At 59.2% G+C, this 17,761-nt stretch carries 16 protein-coding genes; 3 read left to right on the top strand and 13 right to left on the bottom strand.

Annotation, left to right across the window (positions count from 1 at the left end; translation table 11 throughout):
- A complete protein-coding gene (gene cobA / locus AABM52_RS21340) occupies positions 1-765 on the top strand; it encodes a uroporphyrinogen-III C-methyltransferase (RefSeq protein WP_347907760.1) in 765 nt (254 codons plus the stop codon).
- A 75-nt stretch (positions 766-840) separates the two neighbouring features.
- Here the strand turns inward: cobA and AABM52_RS21345 are convergent, their stop codons facing one another.
- The 8 genes from AABM52_RS21345 to ppsA form a co-directional block, all read right to left on the bottom strand.
- Positions 841-1,884 carry an OmpA family protein gene (locus AABM52_RS21345; RefSeq protein WP_347907761.1) on the bottom strand — a complete coding sequence of 348 codons (1,044 nt, stop codon included), beginning with the start codon at positions 1,882-1,884 and terminating at the stop codon, positions 841-843.
- A gap of 107 nt (positions 1,885-1,991) precedes the next feature.
- Positions 1,992-2,582 carry an RNA polymerase sigma factor SigX gene (gene sigX, locus AABM52_RS21350; protein WP_015096065.1) on the bottom strand — a complete coding sequence of 197 codons (591 nt, stop codon included), beginning with the start codon at positions 2,580-2,582 and terminating at the stop codon, positions 1,992-1,994.
- Between the two features lie 90 nt (positions 2,583-2,672).
- Positions 2,673-3,497: a mechanosensitive ion channel domain-containing protein gene (locus AABM52_RS21355; RefSeq protein WP_008048604.1), complete on the bottom strand. Its 825-nt coding sequence runs from the start codon at positions 3,495-3,497 to the stop codon at positions 2,673-2,675.
- 2 nt (positions 3,498-3,499) lie between these two features.
- Positions 3,500-3,748: a hypothetical protein gene (locus AABM52_RS21360; protein WP_008017601.1), complete on the bottom strand. Its 249-nt coding sequence runs from the start codon at positions 3,746-3,748 to the stop codon at positions 3,500-3,502.
- 62 nt (positions 3,749-3,810) lie between these two features.
- Positions 3,811-4,806, bottom strand: a complete 996-nt coding sequence (locus AABM52_RS21365; RefSeq protein WP_347907763.1) for a zinc transporter ZntB — start codon at positions 4,804-4,806, stop codon at positions 3,811-3,813.
- A gap of 26 nt (positions 4,807-4,832) precedes the next feature.
- Positions 4,833-5,321, bottom strand: coding sequence for a ribonuclease E activity regulator RraA (gene rraA / locus AABM52_RS21370; RefSeq protein WP_347912664.1), 489 nt, complete (start codon positions 5,319-5,321; stop codon positions 4,833-4,835).
- A gap of 140 nt (positions 5,322-5,461) precedes the next feature.
- On the bottom strand, positions 5,462-6,451 hold the full coding sequence (locus tag AABM52_RS21375) for an alpha/beta fold hydrolase (protein ID WP_347907765.1): 990 nt from the start codon (positions 6,449-6,451) through the stop codon (positions 5,462-5,464).
- Positions 6,452-6,648: 197 nt separating this feature from the next.
- Positions 6,649-8,970, bottom strand: coding sequence for a phosphoenolpyruvate synthase (ppsA, locus tag AABM52_RS21380; protein ID WP_347907767.1), 2,322 nt, complete (start codon positions 8,968-8,970; stop codon positions 6,649-6,651).
- A 228-nt stretch (positions 8,971-9,198) separates the two neighbouring features.
- Between ppsA and AABM52_RS21385 the strand changes: the two genes are divergently transcribed.
- A complete protein-coding gene (locus AABM52_RS21385) occupies positions 9,199-10,017 on the top strand; it encodes a pyruvate, water dikinase regulatory protein (RefSeq protein ID WP_008048584.1) in 819 nt (272 codons plus the stop codon).
- A 74-nt stretch (positions 10,018-10,091) separates the two neighbouring features.
- Here AABM52_RS21385 and prpF read toward each other — a convergent pair whose 3' ends face one another.
- The 5 genes from prpF to AABM52_RS21410 all read right to left on the bottom strand — a co-directional run bounded on the left by prpF (position 10,092) and on the right by AABM52_RS21410 (position 16,926).
- On the bottom strand, positions 10,092-11,285 hold the full coding sequence (gene prpF, locus AABM52_RS21390) for a 2-methylaconitate cis-trans isomerase PrpF (protein ID WP_347907769.1): 1,194 nt from the start codon (positions 11,283-11,285) through the stop codon (positions 10,092-10,094).
- A 66-nt stretch (positions 11,286-11,351) separates the two neighbouring features.
- Positions 11,352-13,946: a Fe/S-dependent 2-methylisocitrate dehydratase AcnD gene (gene acnD, locus AABM52_RS21395; protein ID WP_347907771.1), complete on the bottom strand. Its 2,595-nt coding sequence runs from the start codon at positions 13,944-13,946 to the stop codon at positions 11,352-11,354.
- Positions 13,947-14,149: 203 nt separating this feature from the next.
- The gene (gene prpC, locus AABM52_RS21400) at positions 14,150-15,277 is read right to left on the bottom strand and encodes a 2-methylcitrate synthase (protein WP_046042905.1); all 1,128 of its coding nucleotides are present in this window, start codon (positions 15,275-15,277) and stop codon (positions 14,150-14,152) included.
- Positions 15,278-15,319: 42 nt separating this feature from the next.
- The gene (gene prpB, locus AABM52_RS21405) at positions 15,320-16,210 is read right to left on the bottom strand and encodes a methylisocitrate lyase (protein ID WP_347907772.1); all 891 of its coding nucleotides are present in this window, start codon (positions 16,208-16,210) and stop codon (positions 15,320-15,322) included.
- Positions 16,207-16,926 (bottom strand): GntR family transcriptional regulator, encoded by a 720-nt coding sequence (locus AABM52_RS21410; protein ID WP_347907773.1) that lies wholly within the window; start codon positions 16,924-16,926, stop codon positions 16,207-16,209. The genes prpB and AABM52_RS21410 overlap by 4 nt, the downstream gene beginning before the upstream one ends.
- A 297-nt stretch (positions 16,927-17,223) precedes the next feature.
- Here AABM52_RS21410 and AABM52_RS21415 point away from each other — a divergent pair, with 297 nt between their 5' ends.
- Positions 17,224-17,760: an ATP-dependent zinc protease gene (locus AABM52_RS21415; protein ID WP_223461380.1), complete on the top strand. Its 537-nt coding sequence runs from the start codon at positions 17,224-17,226 to the stop codon at positions 17,758-17,760.
- The last annotated feature ends 1 nt before the right edge of the window (position 17,761 follow it).

Below are 17,761 nucleotides of genomic sequence, written 5' to 3' on the forward strand. Positions count from 1 at the left end.
ATGAGTGCAAAAGTCTGGCTGGTAGGTGCGGGTCCGGGTGATCCGGAGTTGCTCACGTTGAAAGCGGTACGCGCCTTGCGCGAGGCAGATGTGGTGTTGATCGATGATCTGGTCAATGTCGCGGTACTCGAGCATTGCCCTGGGGCGCGGGTCATCCCGGTGGGCAAGCGCGGCGGTTGTCGCTCCACCCCGCAAGCGTTCATCCATCGCCTGATGCTTCGTTATGCCCGGCAGGGCAAATGCGTGGCGCGGCTCAAGGGCGGAGATCCGTGCATTTTCGGTCGCGGTGGAGAAGAGGCGCAGTGGTTGCGTGAGCGTGGGGTTGAAGCCGAGTTGGTCAACGGCATCACTGCCGGGCTGGCGGGGGCAACGCAATGCGATATTCCGCTGACTTTGCGCGGTGTCGCCCGCGGTGTCACGCTGGTCACCGCGCACACCCAGGACGACAGCCAATTGAACTGGCAGGCACTGGCCCAAGGCGGAACGACGCTGGTGATCTACATGGGAGTGGCCAAGCTCGGTGAAATCCGTGAGCAGCTATTGGCCGGCGGCATGGGGGCGGATACGCCCGTGGCCATGATTGAAAACGCTTCCTTGCCCCATCAGCGGGAATGTCGGAGCACTCTCACAGACATGGATGAAGCTGCCTGCAGATTTCAGCTGAAAAGCCCTGCCATACTGGTGATCGGTGCAGTGGCGGCTTGCGCAACTCAATCCCTGTGGGAGCGTGAGATGCCTGTGATGGCGGCGGATCAGTCAGCCTAGTTTCACCTGTTTCAGCAAATCGCAGACAAAGAAAAGCCCGGCCTGAGCCGGGCTTTTCTCAGAGCTGCGAGCTAATTACTTAGCGTGAGCTTCAACCTGCGCTTCTACGCGACGGTTAACAGCGCGACCAGCTTCAGTTTTGTTGTCAGCAACTGGGCGGGATTCGCCGTAGCCAACGGACTGAACGCGGGACGACTCAACACCGTACTGGTTGGTCAGAACTTGTTTAACGGCGCTTGCACGACGCTCGGACAGTTTCTGGTTGTAAGCGTCAGGACCGACGGAGTCAGTGTGACCTTCAACAGTAGTGGTGGTGGATGGGTACTGCTTCATGAAGTCAGCCAGGTTCTTGATGTCGCCGTAGCTGTTTGGCTTGACTACCGACTTGTCGAAGTCGAACTTCACGTCCAGCTCTACACGAACGACTTCAGCAACAGCTGGGCAGCCATCAGCGTCAACAGTTACGTTGGCTGGGGTGTCCGGGCACTTGTCAACGTTGTCGCAAACGCCATCGTTGTCGCTGTCGGAGCAAACTTCTGGAGCTGGAGCTGCAGCGACAGGCTTGTTGCCGCCACCGAAGTTAACACCCAGACCTACGGACGGGATGTAGTCCCACTTGCCGTTGTCCAGCTTGTAGTCAGCTTCTACGCCAGCACGAGCGTAGACGTTTTCCAGGAAGTAGTACTTCAGGCCAGCGCCTGCAGTCAGGAAAGTCGACTGGTCACGACCGGTGTGGCCGTCAGCGGCTACGTTGGTCATGCTGCCGTGCTTAACACCACCTTGAACGTAAGGACGCAGAGCGTCGCCAGCGTTGTTGAAGTGGTACTGAGCGTTCAGACCGAACTGGTCGCCTTCGATTTTCTGATTACCAGTACCGTTGTTCGAACGGGTGTGGTCGTCATTGTTGTAGGTCAAGTTCAACGATACGTCGTCGGTCAAGAAGTAACCGATGGAGGCGCCAGGAGTGTAGCCGTCTTCAACGTTCTTAACGCTGTCGTTGTACTTCTTCCCGTAGTTGAGCTCGCCTTCAACTGCGCCTTGGCCTTGTGCCAATGCGCCGAACGAAGTAGCGGCAATAAGAGTACCAATGGCCAAGCCCAAGGTGTTTTTCAGTTTCATCCGTTAAATCCCCATCTGGTGATTGTGAAGCAGTCCCGCAAACCGGGGGACAACTCGGCGGCAAGTCTAACAGAACTTGCCTACACGTAAGAGATATTTGCGCTGAACTAAGTTTCAGCAATGCCTGCAAATTTCTCACGCAATTTATCTAGAGCGCGTTTGTACCGCATTTTTGTTGCACTCAAACCCATGTGCATGATGTCTGCGATCTCCTGAAACTCCAGCTCTGCGACAAATCGTAGCACCAGAATTTCCCGGTCAATCGGGTTCACATACACCAACCAGCGATCAAGTCCACCTTTTTCCTCAGGTTTCGGCGTCTTTTCTTCGGACGCTTCCTCGAGGGGGTCAAGACTCAATGCGTCCATCAAGCGACGCTTTCGCCGTTCCTTTCGATACTGTGTGATGCACTCGTTGTACGTGATGCTATATAGCCATGTCTTGAACTTCGATTTACCTTCGAAGTTCTTCAGGCCATACAGCACCTTCAACATGACCTCCTGACAGACATCGTCTGCGTCGCGATCGTTCCCGAGATAACGTGCGCACACGTTAAATAATGTTCGCTGGTAACGCCGCATCAGTTCTTCATAAGCGCGTGTTACGTGAAACAGCTCGGTATGCGAGCGCGCGACCAACTCCTCATCAGAGAGCTCGCGGGGGTCGTAGCGCATGGATAACGATTGGGCTTTATTCAAAACAAGTCGGGCCGACAGTCAGGTCAATGTCCGCCGCAGCCAGCGTGAGCAGGCATTTTGCGGCGGCATACATTAGCAGGGTTTGCCGGGTTAGCGGCTACTCACATGCTGCTCAAGGAGGATCCGATTGGAAAGAGAGACTAGCTCACCCTCATCGGTCAGCAATGTGGTTTTAACCGTGCCGATCTCTTCGATCTGGCCTTCGACCTCGCCAACACGCACTTGTTGCCCAACCTGGTACAGCTCACGCACGTAGATTCCCGCAAGAATCTGGCCGGCAATTTCCCGGCTTCCCAACCCCATGGCCAGCGCTACCGCCAGACCAACGGTTATCAACACAATCACGATCACATGGTTCAGCAGGTCAGTCTTGACCTCCAGCTGGCTGATCGCGACCGAAATACTGATGATGATCACCAGGCCCTGGGCAATTCGTCCAAGCCCTGAAGCATAGTCCAGACCCACGCCTTCTGCTGCTCCGCGCACCAGACCGTTGGCCAGTTGCGCCAGCAAGACACCTACCAGCAACACCAGCGCCGCGCCGAATACCTTCGGCAGATACAACGCAAGCATGTCCAGCGTAGCTGAAACTCGCTCAAGGCCAAGGGATTCTGCTGCAGAAACCAGAAAAATAAGCAGAACGAACCAATAGACGATCTTGCCGATCAGGGTCGAAATAGGCACTTGCAACCCGGCGCGGGACAGCAATTTGGTCAGGCCGGTGCCCCCCATCAAGCGGTCAAGGCCCAATTTGGCGAGCAATTTGGACAGCAGGGTGTCGAGCAGCTTGGCCACGACAAAACCCAACAGCAGCACGACCAGTGCGCCGAACAGGTTCGGAATGAAGTTCGCAACCTTGGTCCACAACGCAGTCATTGCAGTGACGAGGCTCTGAGTCCAGAGATCAAGTTCCATATTCAATCAGCCTTATCAGCAGTGCGAGCAGTAGGTTTACGAAGACGGGATACCGGCGCGACATGGGCCGATCCGTTATTCAGGGCGATCATCAGTGCGGGCAACCAGCGCCCCAGCAGGCTGAACAGATCACCGGCGCCGACCTGGCGGTTGGCGGTTTTCAACACACGCCCCAGGCACGCATCGTCGTCCCGGGTGGACGGTGAGGCGTTGAGCATGTCGCGCAAAGACTGTTCAAACGGATCGTGCATACGCACCTCTCGTGATGTCTGTGGGAGACGCGGTCAGTTCTGGTCGGGTCACATGGTTTCCCTCAGACCCAGCGCAAACGTCGGAACAACCACCACTGCCCCAGCGCCACCGAGACCATCATCAGGCAGGCGATCAGAAAGCCGTAAGGGCTGGCAGAGAATGGAATTCCACCGACGTTGATCCCCAAAAGCCCGGTCAGAAAACTCATCGGCAAAAATATCCCGGTGATGATCCCGAAGCGATACATCGTGCGGTTCATGCGCACGCTCAAGCGACGGTCTTCAGCCTCCAGGACCAGCCCCACCCGTTCCCGGGTCAATTCCAGCTCTTCGAGGTAACGGGTCAGGCTGTTGTTCAATTCGTTCCAGTAATCGCCATCGTCCTCGACGAACCAGGGCAACTTGATTCGCGTCAACTGCCCGAAAATGTCCCGCTGCGGAGCAAGAAAGCGCTTCAACGCAGCCGCCCGGCGACGAATCTGCAAAACCGACCCGTGCTCAGGAGTATACCGTTCGTCGGCATCCAGTTTTTCTTCTTCCTCATCGACCACTTCCGAGAGACAGCTGACCAGATCCTGCACCTTGTTGGTGAGGTACTGCGCCATGCAAAGGATGAGTTCGGAGGCAGTTTTCGGTCCCTTGCCCTCGGACAGTTGCACCAGCAACTCGTCAGTGGCACGCAACGGACGCAAACGCAGGGAAATGACACGCTGGGCAGAGCCGAAGATCCGCACCGACACCATGTCTTCCGGCTCGGCACCCGGGTTCAGATTCACCCCGCGCAAAAATAGCAGCAGTTCGCTGTCTGAAAGCTGTAAAAGTCGCGGACGGGTGTTTTCTTCGAGTAACAGGTCACAGCTGAATTCACTCAGACCGCTGGATTTGCGCAGCCAGGTCCGGGTTTGCGGATGACTGCGATCCCAGTGCAACCACAGGCTTTCATGGGCCTGCAGCTGCAAGGCATCGAGTTCAGTCCGGGCTATCGAACGCGCGCCGCCTTTACCGTCCAGCACCAGGGCATGTACCAGCCCCCATTGCGCGTTTTCTTCCTCGAACATCCGCACTCCTTTGGTCGACCCGCGCTTTATTCAGGCATTTTCAGCGGGCTGGGCGAGATGATCACGCCGTTGTTGTCCGCATAGATGAAATGGCCCGGGTGGAATGTCACGCCGGCGAAGGTCACGGCAACGTTGAGATCGCCGAGCCCGCGCCTGTCGGATTTCCTCGGGTGGCTGGCGAGGGCCTGAACGCCCAGATCGGTCTGTGCGATGATATCGACGTCACGGATGCAACCGTAGATCACCAGCCCTTCCCAACCGTTTTTCGTGGCTTTCTCGGCCAGCATGTCACCCAGCAACGCATGACGCAGGGAACCGCCACCGTCTACCACCAGCACTTTGCCATTCCCCTTGAGCTCGACTTGCTCCTTGACCCGCGAGTTGTCTTCGAAGCACTTGATGGTCACGATTTCGCCACCAAAGGAATCACGGCCGCCGAAATTGCTGAACATCGGTTCCAGCACCTGCACCAGTTCCGGATAGGCATCGCACAGGTCAGGCGTGAGGTAATGGATCATCGAGAAACTCCTGTGAAGAGGAAGACAGCACGAACATCGGTGATGGCTCAGTCACGCAAAGTGACCAGAACAGCTCAATGCGTCATATCTTAGCCGCAAGCCGACCGGAGCGAAATGCCCTTGTTAGAGCATCAGGCTCAGATTGCAGCGGCCAAATCCTGTTGCGCGCCCGGCAAAGGTGTCTGCTGATCGGCCAACCAGCGCGTTACCAACGGCCAGACTTCAGCCTGGGCTGCCTTGCTGACAAGCATTTCCACGTGACCGAAATTATCGCCGAAGCCCTGCTCGCGACCCAGGTTGATGAATTGCTTGTGCTCGGAACCGAACTGCTCGAACAGTTTGCGACACGCCCAGGCCGGATCCTGATGATCACCTGCAGCACTGACCGCCAATACGGGCAACTTGACCTCAGCCAAGCCTGCCCACCAGTCCTTGTCGGCATCGCCGAAGCGCCCGAACAAGCCAAACCAGCGCATGCTTTCCAGGGCCAGGCCGATGGGCTCGTCCTCCGGACCGCGCTTGAGCCTTGAGCCGGACAACTGGGCAAAACGCTTGAGAATGAAGCGACCGCTCCACTCCACCGGTGGAATCTTCAATGGCCAGTAGGTGCGGCTGACTTGTGTACCGAAAAACGCCGCCGAAGCCACCACCGGCTCACCGATGTACTCGCCACCCAATGCTGCTGCCAGTGTAGTACCGCCCAGCGAATGACCGATCCAGTGCGGCACCTGCCCGCTCTGTTCGCGCACGAATGCGCCGATGGCCGGCAGGTCATAGCGTGCGTAGTCGGCAACACGGTTCTTGCGGTAGTCGTGGTTACGCTGGGACAGGCCGTGACCGCGCATTTCCGGAATCCAGACGTCGAACCCCAGGCGGGCCAGGTAAGCACCCAAGCCCAGGCCCTTGGGGGAAAACCAGAACCGGCGATTGGAAAAGCTGCCGTGCAGCAGGATCACCGGCACGCCACGGGAGGACGACTCATCGGCCATGCCAAGGCGTGTCACAGCCAGTTCGACAGTGAAGTCGGGGCTGTTACCGGGTTTCAAACGATAGACATCTTCGCTCAGATCGCCACGCCGTTCGGCGCTGATCAGAGCGACAGGAAATAGGTTGCTGCTGCTTTGCATAATCTCTTGCACAAAAAAGGGCGGCATCCAGATGGAGCCCGCCCTGCTTGAATCTCAAAAAGACCGCTCCCTGTGGGAGCGAGCCCTGCTCGCGAAGAACTTCAGGACACCACGTTTATCCAGGATAAACGCGTTATCGTTGACGTCCATCGCGAGCAGGCTCGCTCCTTCAGAAAGAGCGGCCCGTTTACACCGGATCAGGCCGAAGCTTGACCTTCCGCCAGGAAGAACCAGGTTTCCAGCACGGAGTCCGGGTTCAACGACACGCTTTCAATGCCCTGCTCCATCAGCCACTTGGCCAGGTCCGGGTGGTCCGAAGGACCCTGACCGCAGATGCCGATGTATTTGCCGGCCTTGTTGCAAGCGGCAATGGCATTGGCCAGCAGCTTCTTCACCGCCGGATTACGCTCGTCGAACAGGTGCGCAATGATGCCGGAGTCACGGTCCAGGCCCAGGGTCAGCTGGGTCAGGTCGTTGGAGCCGATGGAGAAACCGTCGAAGAACTCGAGGAACTCTTCAGCCAGGATCGCGTTGGAAGGCAGTTCGCACATCATGATCACGCGCAGGCCGTTCTGGCCACGAGCCAGGCCGTTTTCCGCCAGCAGATCCACCACCTGGCTCGCTTCGCCCAGGGTACGGACGAACGGCACCATGATTTCGACGTTGGTCAGGCCCATCTCGTTGCGCACACGCTTCAGAGCGCGGCACTCGAGTTCGAAGCAGTCACGGAACGATTCGCTGATGTAGCGCGAAGCACCGCGGAAGCCCAGCATCGGGTTCTCTTCTTCCGGCTCGTACAGCTTGCCGCCGATCAGGTTGGCGTATTCGTTGGACTTGAAGTCCGACAGGCGCACGATGACCTTTTTCGGCCAGAACGCAGCCGCCAGGGTGCTGATGCCTTCGACCAGCTTCTCGACGTAGAAACCGACCGGATCGTTGTAGCCGGCGATGCGCTTGTCGACGCTTTCCTTGATGTCCAGCGGCAGACCGTCGTAGTTCAGCAGTGCCTTGGGGTGCACGCCGATCATGCGGTTGATGATGAACTCCAGGCGGGCCAGACCCACACCAGCGTTCGGCAGTTGCGCGAAGTCGAAGGCGCGGTCCGGGTTACCGACGTTCATCATGATCTTGAACGGCAGATCCGGCATGGCGTCCACGGAGTTCTTCTTGATGTCGAAGCCCAGTTCGCCTTCGAAGATGAAACCGGTGTCGCCTTCAGCGCAGGAAACGGTCACGCCCTGACCGTCTTTCAACAACTGGGTGGCGTTGCCGCAACCTACTACCGCTGGAATACCCAGCTCACGGGCGATGATCGCCGCGTGGCAAGTACGGCCGCCACGGTTGGTAACGATCGCGCTGGCGCGCTTCATGACTGGTTCCCAGTCCGGGTCGGTCATGTCGGAAACCAGTACGTCGCCTGGCTGGACCTTGTCCATCTCGGACACGTCCTTGATGATCCGGACCTTGCCGGCGCCGATGCGCTGGCCAATGGCACGTCCTTCCACCAGCACGGTGCCGGTTTCCTTCAGCAGGTAACGTTCCATGACGTTGGCCTGGGTGCGGCTCTTCACGGTTTCCGGACGGGCCTGCACGATGTACAGCTTGCCGTCGTCACCGTCCTTGGCCCACTCGATGTCCATCGGGCACTTGTAGTGCTTCTCGATGATCATCGCCTGCTTGGCCAGTTCGCTGACTTCAGCGTCGGTCAGGCAGAAACGTGCGCGCTCAGCCTTGTCCACGTCGACGGTCTTGACCGAACGACCGGCCTTGGCCTCGTCGCCGTAGATCATCTTGATGGCCTTGCTGCCCAGGTTGCGACGCAGAATGGCCGGACGGCCGGCAGCCAGGGTGCCCTTGTGAACGTAGAATTCGTCCGGGTTCACCGCGCCTTGTACGACGGTTTCACCCAGGCCGTAGGCGCCGGTGATGAACACCACGTCACGGAAGCCCGATTCGGTATCGAGGGTGAACATCACACCGGCGGTGCCGGTTTCGGAACGGACCATGCGCTGCACGCCAGCGGACAGGGCGACCAGTTTGTGGTCGAAGCCCTGGTGCACGCGATAGGAAATGGCACGGTCGTTGAACAGCGAGGCGAACACCTCTTTGGCGGCGCGAATGACGTTTTCGACACCACGGATATTCAGGAAGGTTTCCTGCTGGCCGGCGAAGGAAGCGTCCGGCAAGTCTTCGGCGGTAGCGGAAGAACGCACGGCCACGGCCACGTCAGGGTTGCCGGCGGACAGCGTGGCGAACGCGGTACGGATTTCGGCATTCAGTTTTTCAGGGAACTCGGCTTCCATGATCCATTGGCGGATCTTGGCACCGGTCTTGGCCAGGGCATTCACGTCATCGACGTCGAGGGCATCGAGCGCGTCGTGAATCTGCTGATTCAGGCCGCTCAGTTCCAGGAAATCACGATACGCCTGAGCGGTCGTGGCGAAGCCACCGGGCACCGATACACCGGCACCTGCAAGGTTGCTGATCATCTCGCCCAGGGATGCGTTCTTGCCCCCCACGTGCTCAACGTCGTCTTTGCCGAGCTTGTCGAGGGAAACTACGTACTCTACCAAGGTGATCTCTCCACTAACTGTGTTGGAAAAGCTCAGAAACCGGCTGCTTAAGTGAGCATTTACCGGCTATATGGCCTGGACCTGGAAAATAAGTGAGAATGCGGGCCAATGGCGGCCGGCAAATCGCGCCTATCATATCCAAGATTCGTTACTAGCTTAAGGCCCAAGGTGCAAATGAAACGATCTGCTTTCTTTATCTCCGATGGTACCGGCATTACCGCCGAAACCCTGGGTCAAAGCCTTCTGGCGCAGTTCGAAAACATTACCTTCAGCAAGGTCACGCGGCCATACATCGACAACGTGGACAAAGCGCGGGCCATGGTACAACAAATCAACAAAGCCGCCGAAACCGACGGCTTCCGTCCGATAATCTTCGACACCATCGTCAATCAGGACATTCGTGAGATTCTCGCAACCTCGAATGGTTTCATGATCGACATTTTCTCGACGTTCCTGGCACCGCTTGAACAGGAACTGACCGAGCATTCTTCCTACACCGTGGGCAAGTCCCACTCCATCGGTGCCAACACCAATTACATGGAGCGCATCGAGGCCGTTAACTTCGCCCTCGACAACGACGACGGCGCCCGCACGCACTATTACGACAAGGCCGACCTGATACTAGTGGGCGTGTCGCGATGTGGTAAGACGCCGACGTGCCTGTACATGGCGATGCAATTCGGTATCCGTGCGGCCAACTACCCGCTGACCGAAGACGACATGGAACGCCTGCAACTGCCGTCCGCCCTGCGCGCCCACCAGCACAAGCTGTTCGGCCTGACCATCGACCCGGACCGTCTCACGGCGATTCGCAACGAGCGCAAGCCCAACAGCCGCTATTCGAGCTACGCCCAGTGCGAGTTCGAAGTGCGCGAGGTGGAAAACCTGTTCCGCCGCGAAAACATCCCGAACATCAACTCCACGCATTTTTCCGTGGAAGAAATCTCCGCGAAGATTCTCGTGGAGAAAGGTGTGGAGCGGCGGTTCAAATAGTTCTGCGGCGTCTGACCTGGCGCTTTCGCGAGCAAGCTCGCTCCCACAGGGTTTGTGGTGAATTCAGATGCGCGTCAGAACGAATCCCCCGGCACCCGCACAAAACCTTCCATCAACACCCGCGCACTGCGGCTCATGATCGCCTTGTTCACAGTCCACTCGCCGTTGACCTGACTGGCCTCGGCGCCGACGCGCAAGGTACCGGACGGGTGCCCGAAGCGCACCGCGTTGCGTTCGATACCGCCTGCAGCGAGGTTCACCAATGTGCCGGTGATCGCTGCCGCCGTACCGATTGCCACCGCAGCAGTACCCATCATTGCGTGGTGCAACTTGCCCATGGACAGTGCACGCACCAGCAGGTCGACATCGCCCGCCGCAATGGCTTTGCCACTGGACGAAACGTAGTCCGCCGGTTTGGCGACGAAGGCCACTTTCGGCGTGTGTTGCCGCTTGGCCGCTTCGTCAATGTTGGAAATCAGGCCCATGCGCAATGCGCCGTAGGCGCGGATGGTTTCGAACATCAGCAAGGCTTTCGGATCGCCGTTGATCGCACCCTGCAACTCGGTGCCTTTGTAGCCGATGTCTTCAGCATTGATAAAAATTGTCGGGATACCGGCATTGATCATGGTCGCCTTGAAGGTACCGACACCGGGCACTTCCAGGTCGTCCACGAGGTTGCCGGTAGGGAACATCGAACCGCCGCCACCCTCCTCGTCCGCTGCCGGATCGAGGAACTCGATCTGCACTTCGGCCGCCGGAAAGGTCACGCCGTCGAGTTCGAAATCACCGGTTTCCTGTACTTCACCATTGGTGATCGGCACATGGGCGATGATGGTCTTGCCGATGTTGGCCTGCCACACGCGAACCACCGCCACACCGTTGTGCGGGATGCGGCTGGCGTCCACCAGGCCATTGCTGACGGCGAACGAACCGACCGCCGCGGACAGGTTGCCGCAGTTGCCGCTCCAGTCCACGAAGGGCTTGTCGATGGACACCTGACCGAACAGGTAATCGACATCGTGGTCGGCCGCCTTGATGCTTTTCGACAGGATCACGGTTTTGCTGGTGCTGGAGGTTGCGCCGCCCATGCCGTCGATCTGTTTGTCGTACGGGTCCGGGCTGCCGATCACGCGCAGCAGCAAAGCATCGCGGGCCGGGCCGGGAACCTGGGCCGCTTCAGGCAAATCCTTGAGGCTGAAGAACACGCCCTTGCTGGTGCCGCCGCGCATGTAGGTTGCTGGAATCTTGATCTGAGCTGCGTGAGCCATGTTGCTCTTACTCCTAACCTTGAAAACAGACACGGGACTCAAAGTCCCGTGTCTGCAAAGCGTGTGTTAGACGGCGACCGCCGACTCTTCGAGGAAGTCCTGGGCGAAGCGTTGCAACACGCCGCCGGCCTCGTAGATCGACACTTCTTCGGCGGTGTCGAGGCGGCAGGTCACCGGCACATCGACGCGTTCGCCGTTCTTGCGATGGATCACCAGGGTCAGCTCGGCACGCGGGGTGCGCTCACCGATTACGTCGTAGGTTTCGCTGCCGTCGATGGCAAGGGTATGGCGGTTGGTGCCCGGTTTGAACTCCAGCGGCAACACGCCCATGCCCACCAGGTTGGTACGGTGAATGCGCTCGAAGCCTTCGGCGGCAATCGCTTCGACACCAGCCAGACGCACGCCTTTCGCTGCCCAGTCGCGGGACGAACCCTGACCGTAGTCGGCACCGGCAATGATGATCAGCGGCTGCTTGCGACCCATGTAGGTTTCGATGGCTTCCCACATGCGCATCACTTTGCCTTCCGGCTCGACACGGGCCAGCGAACCCTGCTTGACCTTGCCGTTTTCCTGGACCATTTCGTTGAACAGTTTCGGGTTGGCAAACGTCGCGCGTTGCGCGGTCAAATGGTCGCCCCTATGAGTCGCGTAAGAGTTGAAGTCCTCTTCCGGCAGGCCCATTTTCGCCAGGTATTCGCCAGCGGCGCTGTCGAGCATGATCGCGTTGGATGGCGACAGGTGATCGGTGGTGATGTTGTCCGGCAGTACCGCCAGCGGGCGCATGCCCTTGAGCGGACGGGCGCCGGCCAACGCGCCTTCCCAGTACGGCGGACGGCGGATGTAGGTGCTCATCTCGCGCCACTCGTACAGCGGCGCGACTTTCGGGCCGGTGTCTTCGTGGATGGCGAACATCGGGATGTAGACCTGACGGAACTGCTCAGGCTTGACCGAGGCTTTCACCACTGCGTCGATTTCTTCGTCGCTCGGCCAGATGTCTTTCAGGCGGATTTCCTTGCCATCCACCACGCCCAGCACATCTTTTTCGATGTCGAAACGGATGGTACCGGCGATGGCGTAAGCAACGACCAATGGCGGCGACGCGAGGAACGCCTGCTTGGCGTACGGGTGGATCCGGCCGTCGAAGTTGCGATTGCCGGACAACACGGCAGTGGCGTACAGGTCGCGGTCGATGATCTCTTGCTGGATCACCGGGTCCAATGCGCCGGACATGCCGTTGCAAGTGGTGCAGGCGAAGGCCACGATGCCGAAACCGAGCTTGTCCAGCTCTTCGGTGAGGCCGGCTTCGTCGAGGTACAGCGCGACTGTTTTCGAACCCGGTGCCAGGGACGATTTGACCCATGGCTTGCGGGTCAGGCCGAGCTTGTTGGCGTTGCGCGCCAGCAGACCGGCGGCGATCACGTTGCGCGGGTTGCTGGTGTTGGTGCAACTGGTGATGGCGGCGATGATCACCGCTCCGTCCGGCATTTGACCTGGTACATCATCCCATTGGCCGGAGATGCCTTTGGCTGCGAGATCAGAAACCGCGACACGGGCATGCGGGTTGCTCGGGCCTGCCATGTTGCGCACGACCGAGGACAGGTCGAAGGTCAGGCCGCGCTCGTATTGCGCGCCTTTGAGGCTGTCAGCCCACAGGCCGGTCTGCTTGGCGTAGTTCTCCACCAACTGCACTTGCTCATCTTCACGGCCGGTGAGTTTGAGGTAGTCGATGGTCTGCTGGTCGATGTAGAACATCGCAGCGGTGGCACCGTATTCCGGGGCCATGTTGGAGATGGTCGCGCGGTCGCCCAGGGTCAGCGCGGAGGCGCCTTCGCCGAAGAACTCCAGCCACGCGCCAACGACTTTTTGCTTGCGCAGGAATTCGGTCAGCGCCAGCACCATGTCGGTGGCGGTGATGCCCGGTTGCAGCTTGCCAGTCAGTTCGACACCAACGCTTTCCGGCAGACGCATCCACGATGCGCGGCCGAGCATCACGCTTTCGGCTTCGAGACCACCGACGCCGATGGCGATCACGCCCAACGCATCGACGTGCGGGGTGTGGCTGTCGGTGCCGACGCAGGTATCAGGGAACGCCACGCCGTCACGCACCTGGATCACCGGAGACATTTTCTCCAGGTTGATCTGGTGCATGATGCCGTTGCCCGGCGGGATCACGTCGACGTTCTTGAACGCCTTCTTGGTCCAGTTGATGAAGTGGAAACGGTCTTCGTTGCGACGGTCTTCGATGGCGCGGTTCTTCTCGAACGCCTGCGGATCGAAGCCACCGCGCTCGACGGCCAGGGAGTGGTCGACGATCAGTTGGGTCGGCACCACCGGGTTGACTTGTGCAGGGTCACCGCCTTGCAGGGCGATGGCGTCACGCAGGCCGGCGAGGTCGACCAGCGCGGTCTGGCCGAGAATGTCGTGGCACACCACGCGAGCCGGGAACCACGGGAAGTCGAGGTCGCGCTTGCGTTCGATGAATTGCTTCAGGGATTCGGTGAGCGTGGCCGGGTCGCAGCGACGCACAAGGTTTTCCGCCAGCACACGGGAGGTGTACGGCAGGGTGTCGTAGGCGCCAGGCTGGATCGCCTCGACCGCTGCGCGGACATCGAAGTAATCCAGGTGGCTGCCAGGCAGCGATTTACGGAATTGTGTGTTCATCGTCAGGACTCGGTCACGGTAGTTACAAAAGGCGGGGCCTGGCACCAGGTTTGAAGTGAACACAATCCACTGTGGGAGCGAGCTTGCTCGCGATAGCGATGTAACTGCCGACATTGAAGTTGAATGTCAGCCCGTCATCGCGAGCAAGCTCGCTCCCACAGGGATCTGCGTTGATTTCAGATCCCGGTACCGACCTCCACCATTCAGCGTTGTTCGATTGGTACGAACTTGCGCTGTTCAACGCCGGTGTACTCGGCGCTTGGACGGATGATGCGGTTGTTGGCACGTTGTTCGTACACGTGGGCGGCCCAGCCGGTCAGGCGCGAGCAGACGAAGATCGGTGTGAACAACTTGGTCGGGATGCCCATGAAGTGGTACGCCGAGGCATGGTAGAAGTCGGCGTTCGGGAACAGTTTCTTCTGCTCCCACATGGTCTTGTCGATGGCTTCGGACACCGGGAACAACACCTTGTCGCCCACTTCGTCAGCGAGTTTTTTCGACCAGCCCTTGATCACTTCGTTGCGCGGATCGTTGTCCTTATAGATCGCGTGGCCGAAGCCCATGATCTTGTCTTTGCGCTCGAGCATGCCGAGGGTGCCCTTGATCGCATCTTCCGGCGACGAGAAACGCTCGATCATTTCCATCGCCGCTTCGTTGGCGCCGCCGTGCAGCGGGCCGCGCAGCGAGCCGATGGCCGCGGTGATGCACGAATACAGGTCGGACAGGGTCGATGCGCAAACACGTGCGGTGAAGGTCGACGCGTTGAATTCGTGCTCCGCATAGAGGATCAGCGAAACGTTCATCACCTTGACGTGCAACTCGCTCGGCTTCTTGCCGTGCAGCAGGTGCAGGAAGTGGCCACCGATGGACTGCTCGTCGCTCACGCAATCGATGCGCTTGCCTTCGTGGCTGAAGCGATACCAGTAGGTCATGATCGCCGGAAACGCAGCCAGCAGGCGGTCGGTCTTGTCGTGCTGCTCGGAGAAGTTGTTCTCCGGCTCCAGGTTGCCCAGGAACGAGCAGCCAGTGCGCATCACGTCCATCGGGTGGGCGTCGGCGGGGATGCGTTCCAGCACTTCCTTCAGCGCTTGCGGCAGGTCGCGCAGCTTGCTCAGTTTGGTGATGTAGGCATTCAGTTGCGCCTTGCTCGGCAGTTCGCCGTACAGCAGCAGGTAGGCAACTTCTTCAAACTGCGCGTCAGCCGCCAGTTCACGAACGTCATAACCACGATAGGTCAGACCGGCACCCGACTGGCCCACGGTGGACAGTGCGGTTTGCCCGGCTACCTGGCCACGGAGCCCGGCGCCACTGAGTACTTTTGCTTCGGCCATTTCTGCCTCCAGTTTCTTGAATTTATTAGGGAGTTATTCGACTTACTTTTTCGCGGCGAACAACGCATCAAGCTTCTGCTCGAAGGTGTGGTAGTCGATGCGATCGTAAAGCTCCATGCGGGTCTGCATGGTGTCGATGACGTTTTGTTGCGTGCCATCGCGACGGATCGCGGTGTAGACGTTTTCCGCAGCCTTGTTCATGGCGCGGAAGGCCGACAGCGGGTACAGCACCAGGGATACGTCGACAGCAGCCAGTTGCTCGGTGGTGTACAGCGGCGTCGCGCCGAACTCGGTGATGTTGGCCAGGATCGGCGCTTTCACACGGCTGGCGAACAGCTTGTACATTTCAAGCTCGGTGATGGCTTCCGGGAACACCATGTCGGCGCCGGCCTCGATGCACGCGGCAGCGCGATCCAGGGCAGACTCCAGGCCTTCCACCGCCAAGGCGTCGGTACGGGCCATGATCACGAAGCTGTCATCGGTACGGGCATCGACGGCCGCTTTGATGCGGTCGATCATTTCCTGCTGGGTCACGATTTCCTTGTTAGGACGGTGACCGCAGCGCTTGGCGCCGACCTGGTCTTCGATGTGAATCGCGGCCGCGCCAAACTTGATCATCGATTTGACGGTGCGAGCGACGTTGAACGCCGAGGAACCGAAACCGGTGTCCACGTCCACCAGCAGCGGCAGGTCGCAAACGTCGGTGATACGGCGCACGTCGGTCAGCACGTCATCCAGGCCGGTGATGCCCAGGTCCGGCACGCCGAGGGAGCCGGCAGCCACCCCGCCACCCGACAGGTAGATCGCCTTGAAACCGGCGCGCTTGGCCAGCAGCGCATGGTTGGCGTTGATTGCGCCGACCACTTGCAATGGATGCTCGCTGGCGACCGCATCGCGGAAACGCTGGCCTGGAGTGCTCTTGTTCAAACTCATGACTCACCTCGTTTGGCTGTCGGGTTGGCGCCGTCCTGGTAATGACGGGCGATGTTGCGTTTGGAGGCGCCGATGTGACGGCGCATCAACAACTCGGCCAGTTCACCGTCACGGTCGGCGATGGCATCGAGAATTCGGTGGTGCTCGGCAAACGCCTGGTGCGGGCGATTGGGCGTGGAGGAAAACTGGATGCGGTACATGCGCACCAGTTGATACAGCTCGCCGCAGAGCATCTGGGTCAGCGTACGGTTGCCGCTGCCCTGGATGATTCGGTAATGGAAGTCGAAATCGCCTTCCTGCTGGTAGTAGCCCCGGCCGGCCTGAAACGCCTCGTCGCGCTCGTGGGTTTCCAGGACCCGACGCAGTTCGTCGATTTCTTCGAGGCTCATGCGCTCGGCAGCCAGGCGACAGGCCATGCCTTCCAGGGATTCGCGGATTTCGTATAGCTCAATCAGTTCGGCATGATTGAGCGACACCACCCGTGCGCCGACATGCGGTACGCGAACCAGCAGGCGCTGGCCTTCCAGACGGTGGATGGCCTCGCGCAACGGGCCACGGCTGATGCCGTAGGTGCGCGCCAGTTCCGGTTCGGAGATTTTGCTGCCCGGCGCGATATCGCCCTTGACGATAGCCGCCTGAATGCGTCGGAAGACGTTCTCGGAAAGCGTCTCCGTATCGTCTTGCGTAGAAACCGGGGGATCGAGTTGATCCAGCATATTGTCGACACCTTGTAAGCCAATGCCGTAAAAACTAACGAATACAGGCGCGGCAGTCAAAGGATAAATGGATATTGTCGACAATCTTCTGATAACCGGTTGCACCATAACGAAGCAACCCTTCTATTTATAGCCACGGGCCAGCGCTGGCGCCATCAATCCACCGTGCTAGAATGCCGCCCGCATTTGTTTGTCACATCTGCACTGCCTGTCATAAAACCCTGATAGGCATACGAGGGAGCTTGCGCAGCGATGCCAGGGCCTTGAATCAAGTCGGACCGCTGCGCACCAGGATTTATGAGACTCAAGCCCTTCCCCACCTTCCTTTATTTCCTTTGCCTGCCCGGCTTCGCAATCGCCGGGGAAAAGACCGTGTATGGCCTCAATGAGTACGCATCGCTCAATGGCATCGATCTGGAAGTGGCGGCCAAACTCGACACCGGGGCGAAAACCGCGTCCCTGAGTGCCCGGGACATCAAACGTTTCAAACGCAACGGCGAGTCGTGGGTACGCTTTTACCTGGCCATCGACGCCGCCCATTCGCACCCGATCGAACGCCCGCTGGCCCGTGTCAGCAAGATCAAGCGCCGGGCCGGCGACTACGACCCGGAGGAAGGCAAGAAGTACACCGCCCGTCCGGTGATAGAACTGGACATCTGCATGGGCTCGGCCCTGCGCAGCATCGAAGTGAACCTGACCGACCGCAGCGCGTTCCAATATCCGCTCCTGATTGGCTCCGAAGCACTCAAGCGCTTCGATGCACTGGTTGACCCCAGCCTTAAATATGCTGCCGGCAAACCCGCCTGCACCACCGACGCTCATACCGCCGAGTAAT

Source organism: Pseudomonas grandcourensis (assembly GCF_039909015.1).
In the GTDB taxonomy this organism is placed as follows: Bacteria; Pseudomonadota; Gammaproteobacteria; order Pseudomonadales; family Pseudomonadaceae; genus Aquipseudomonas; species Aquipseudomonas grandcourensis.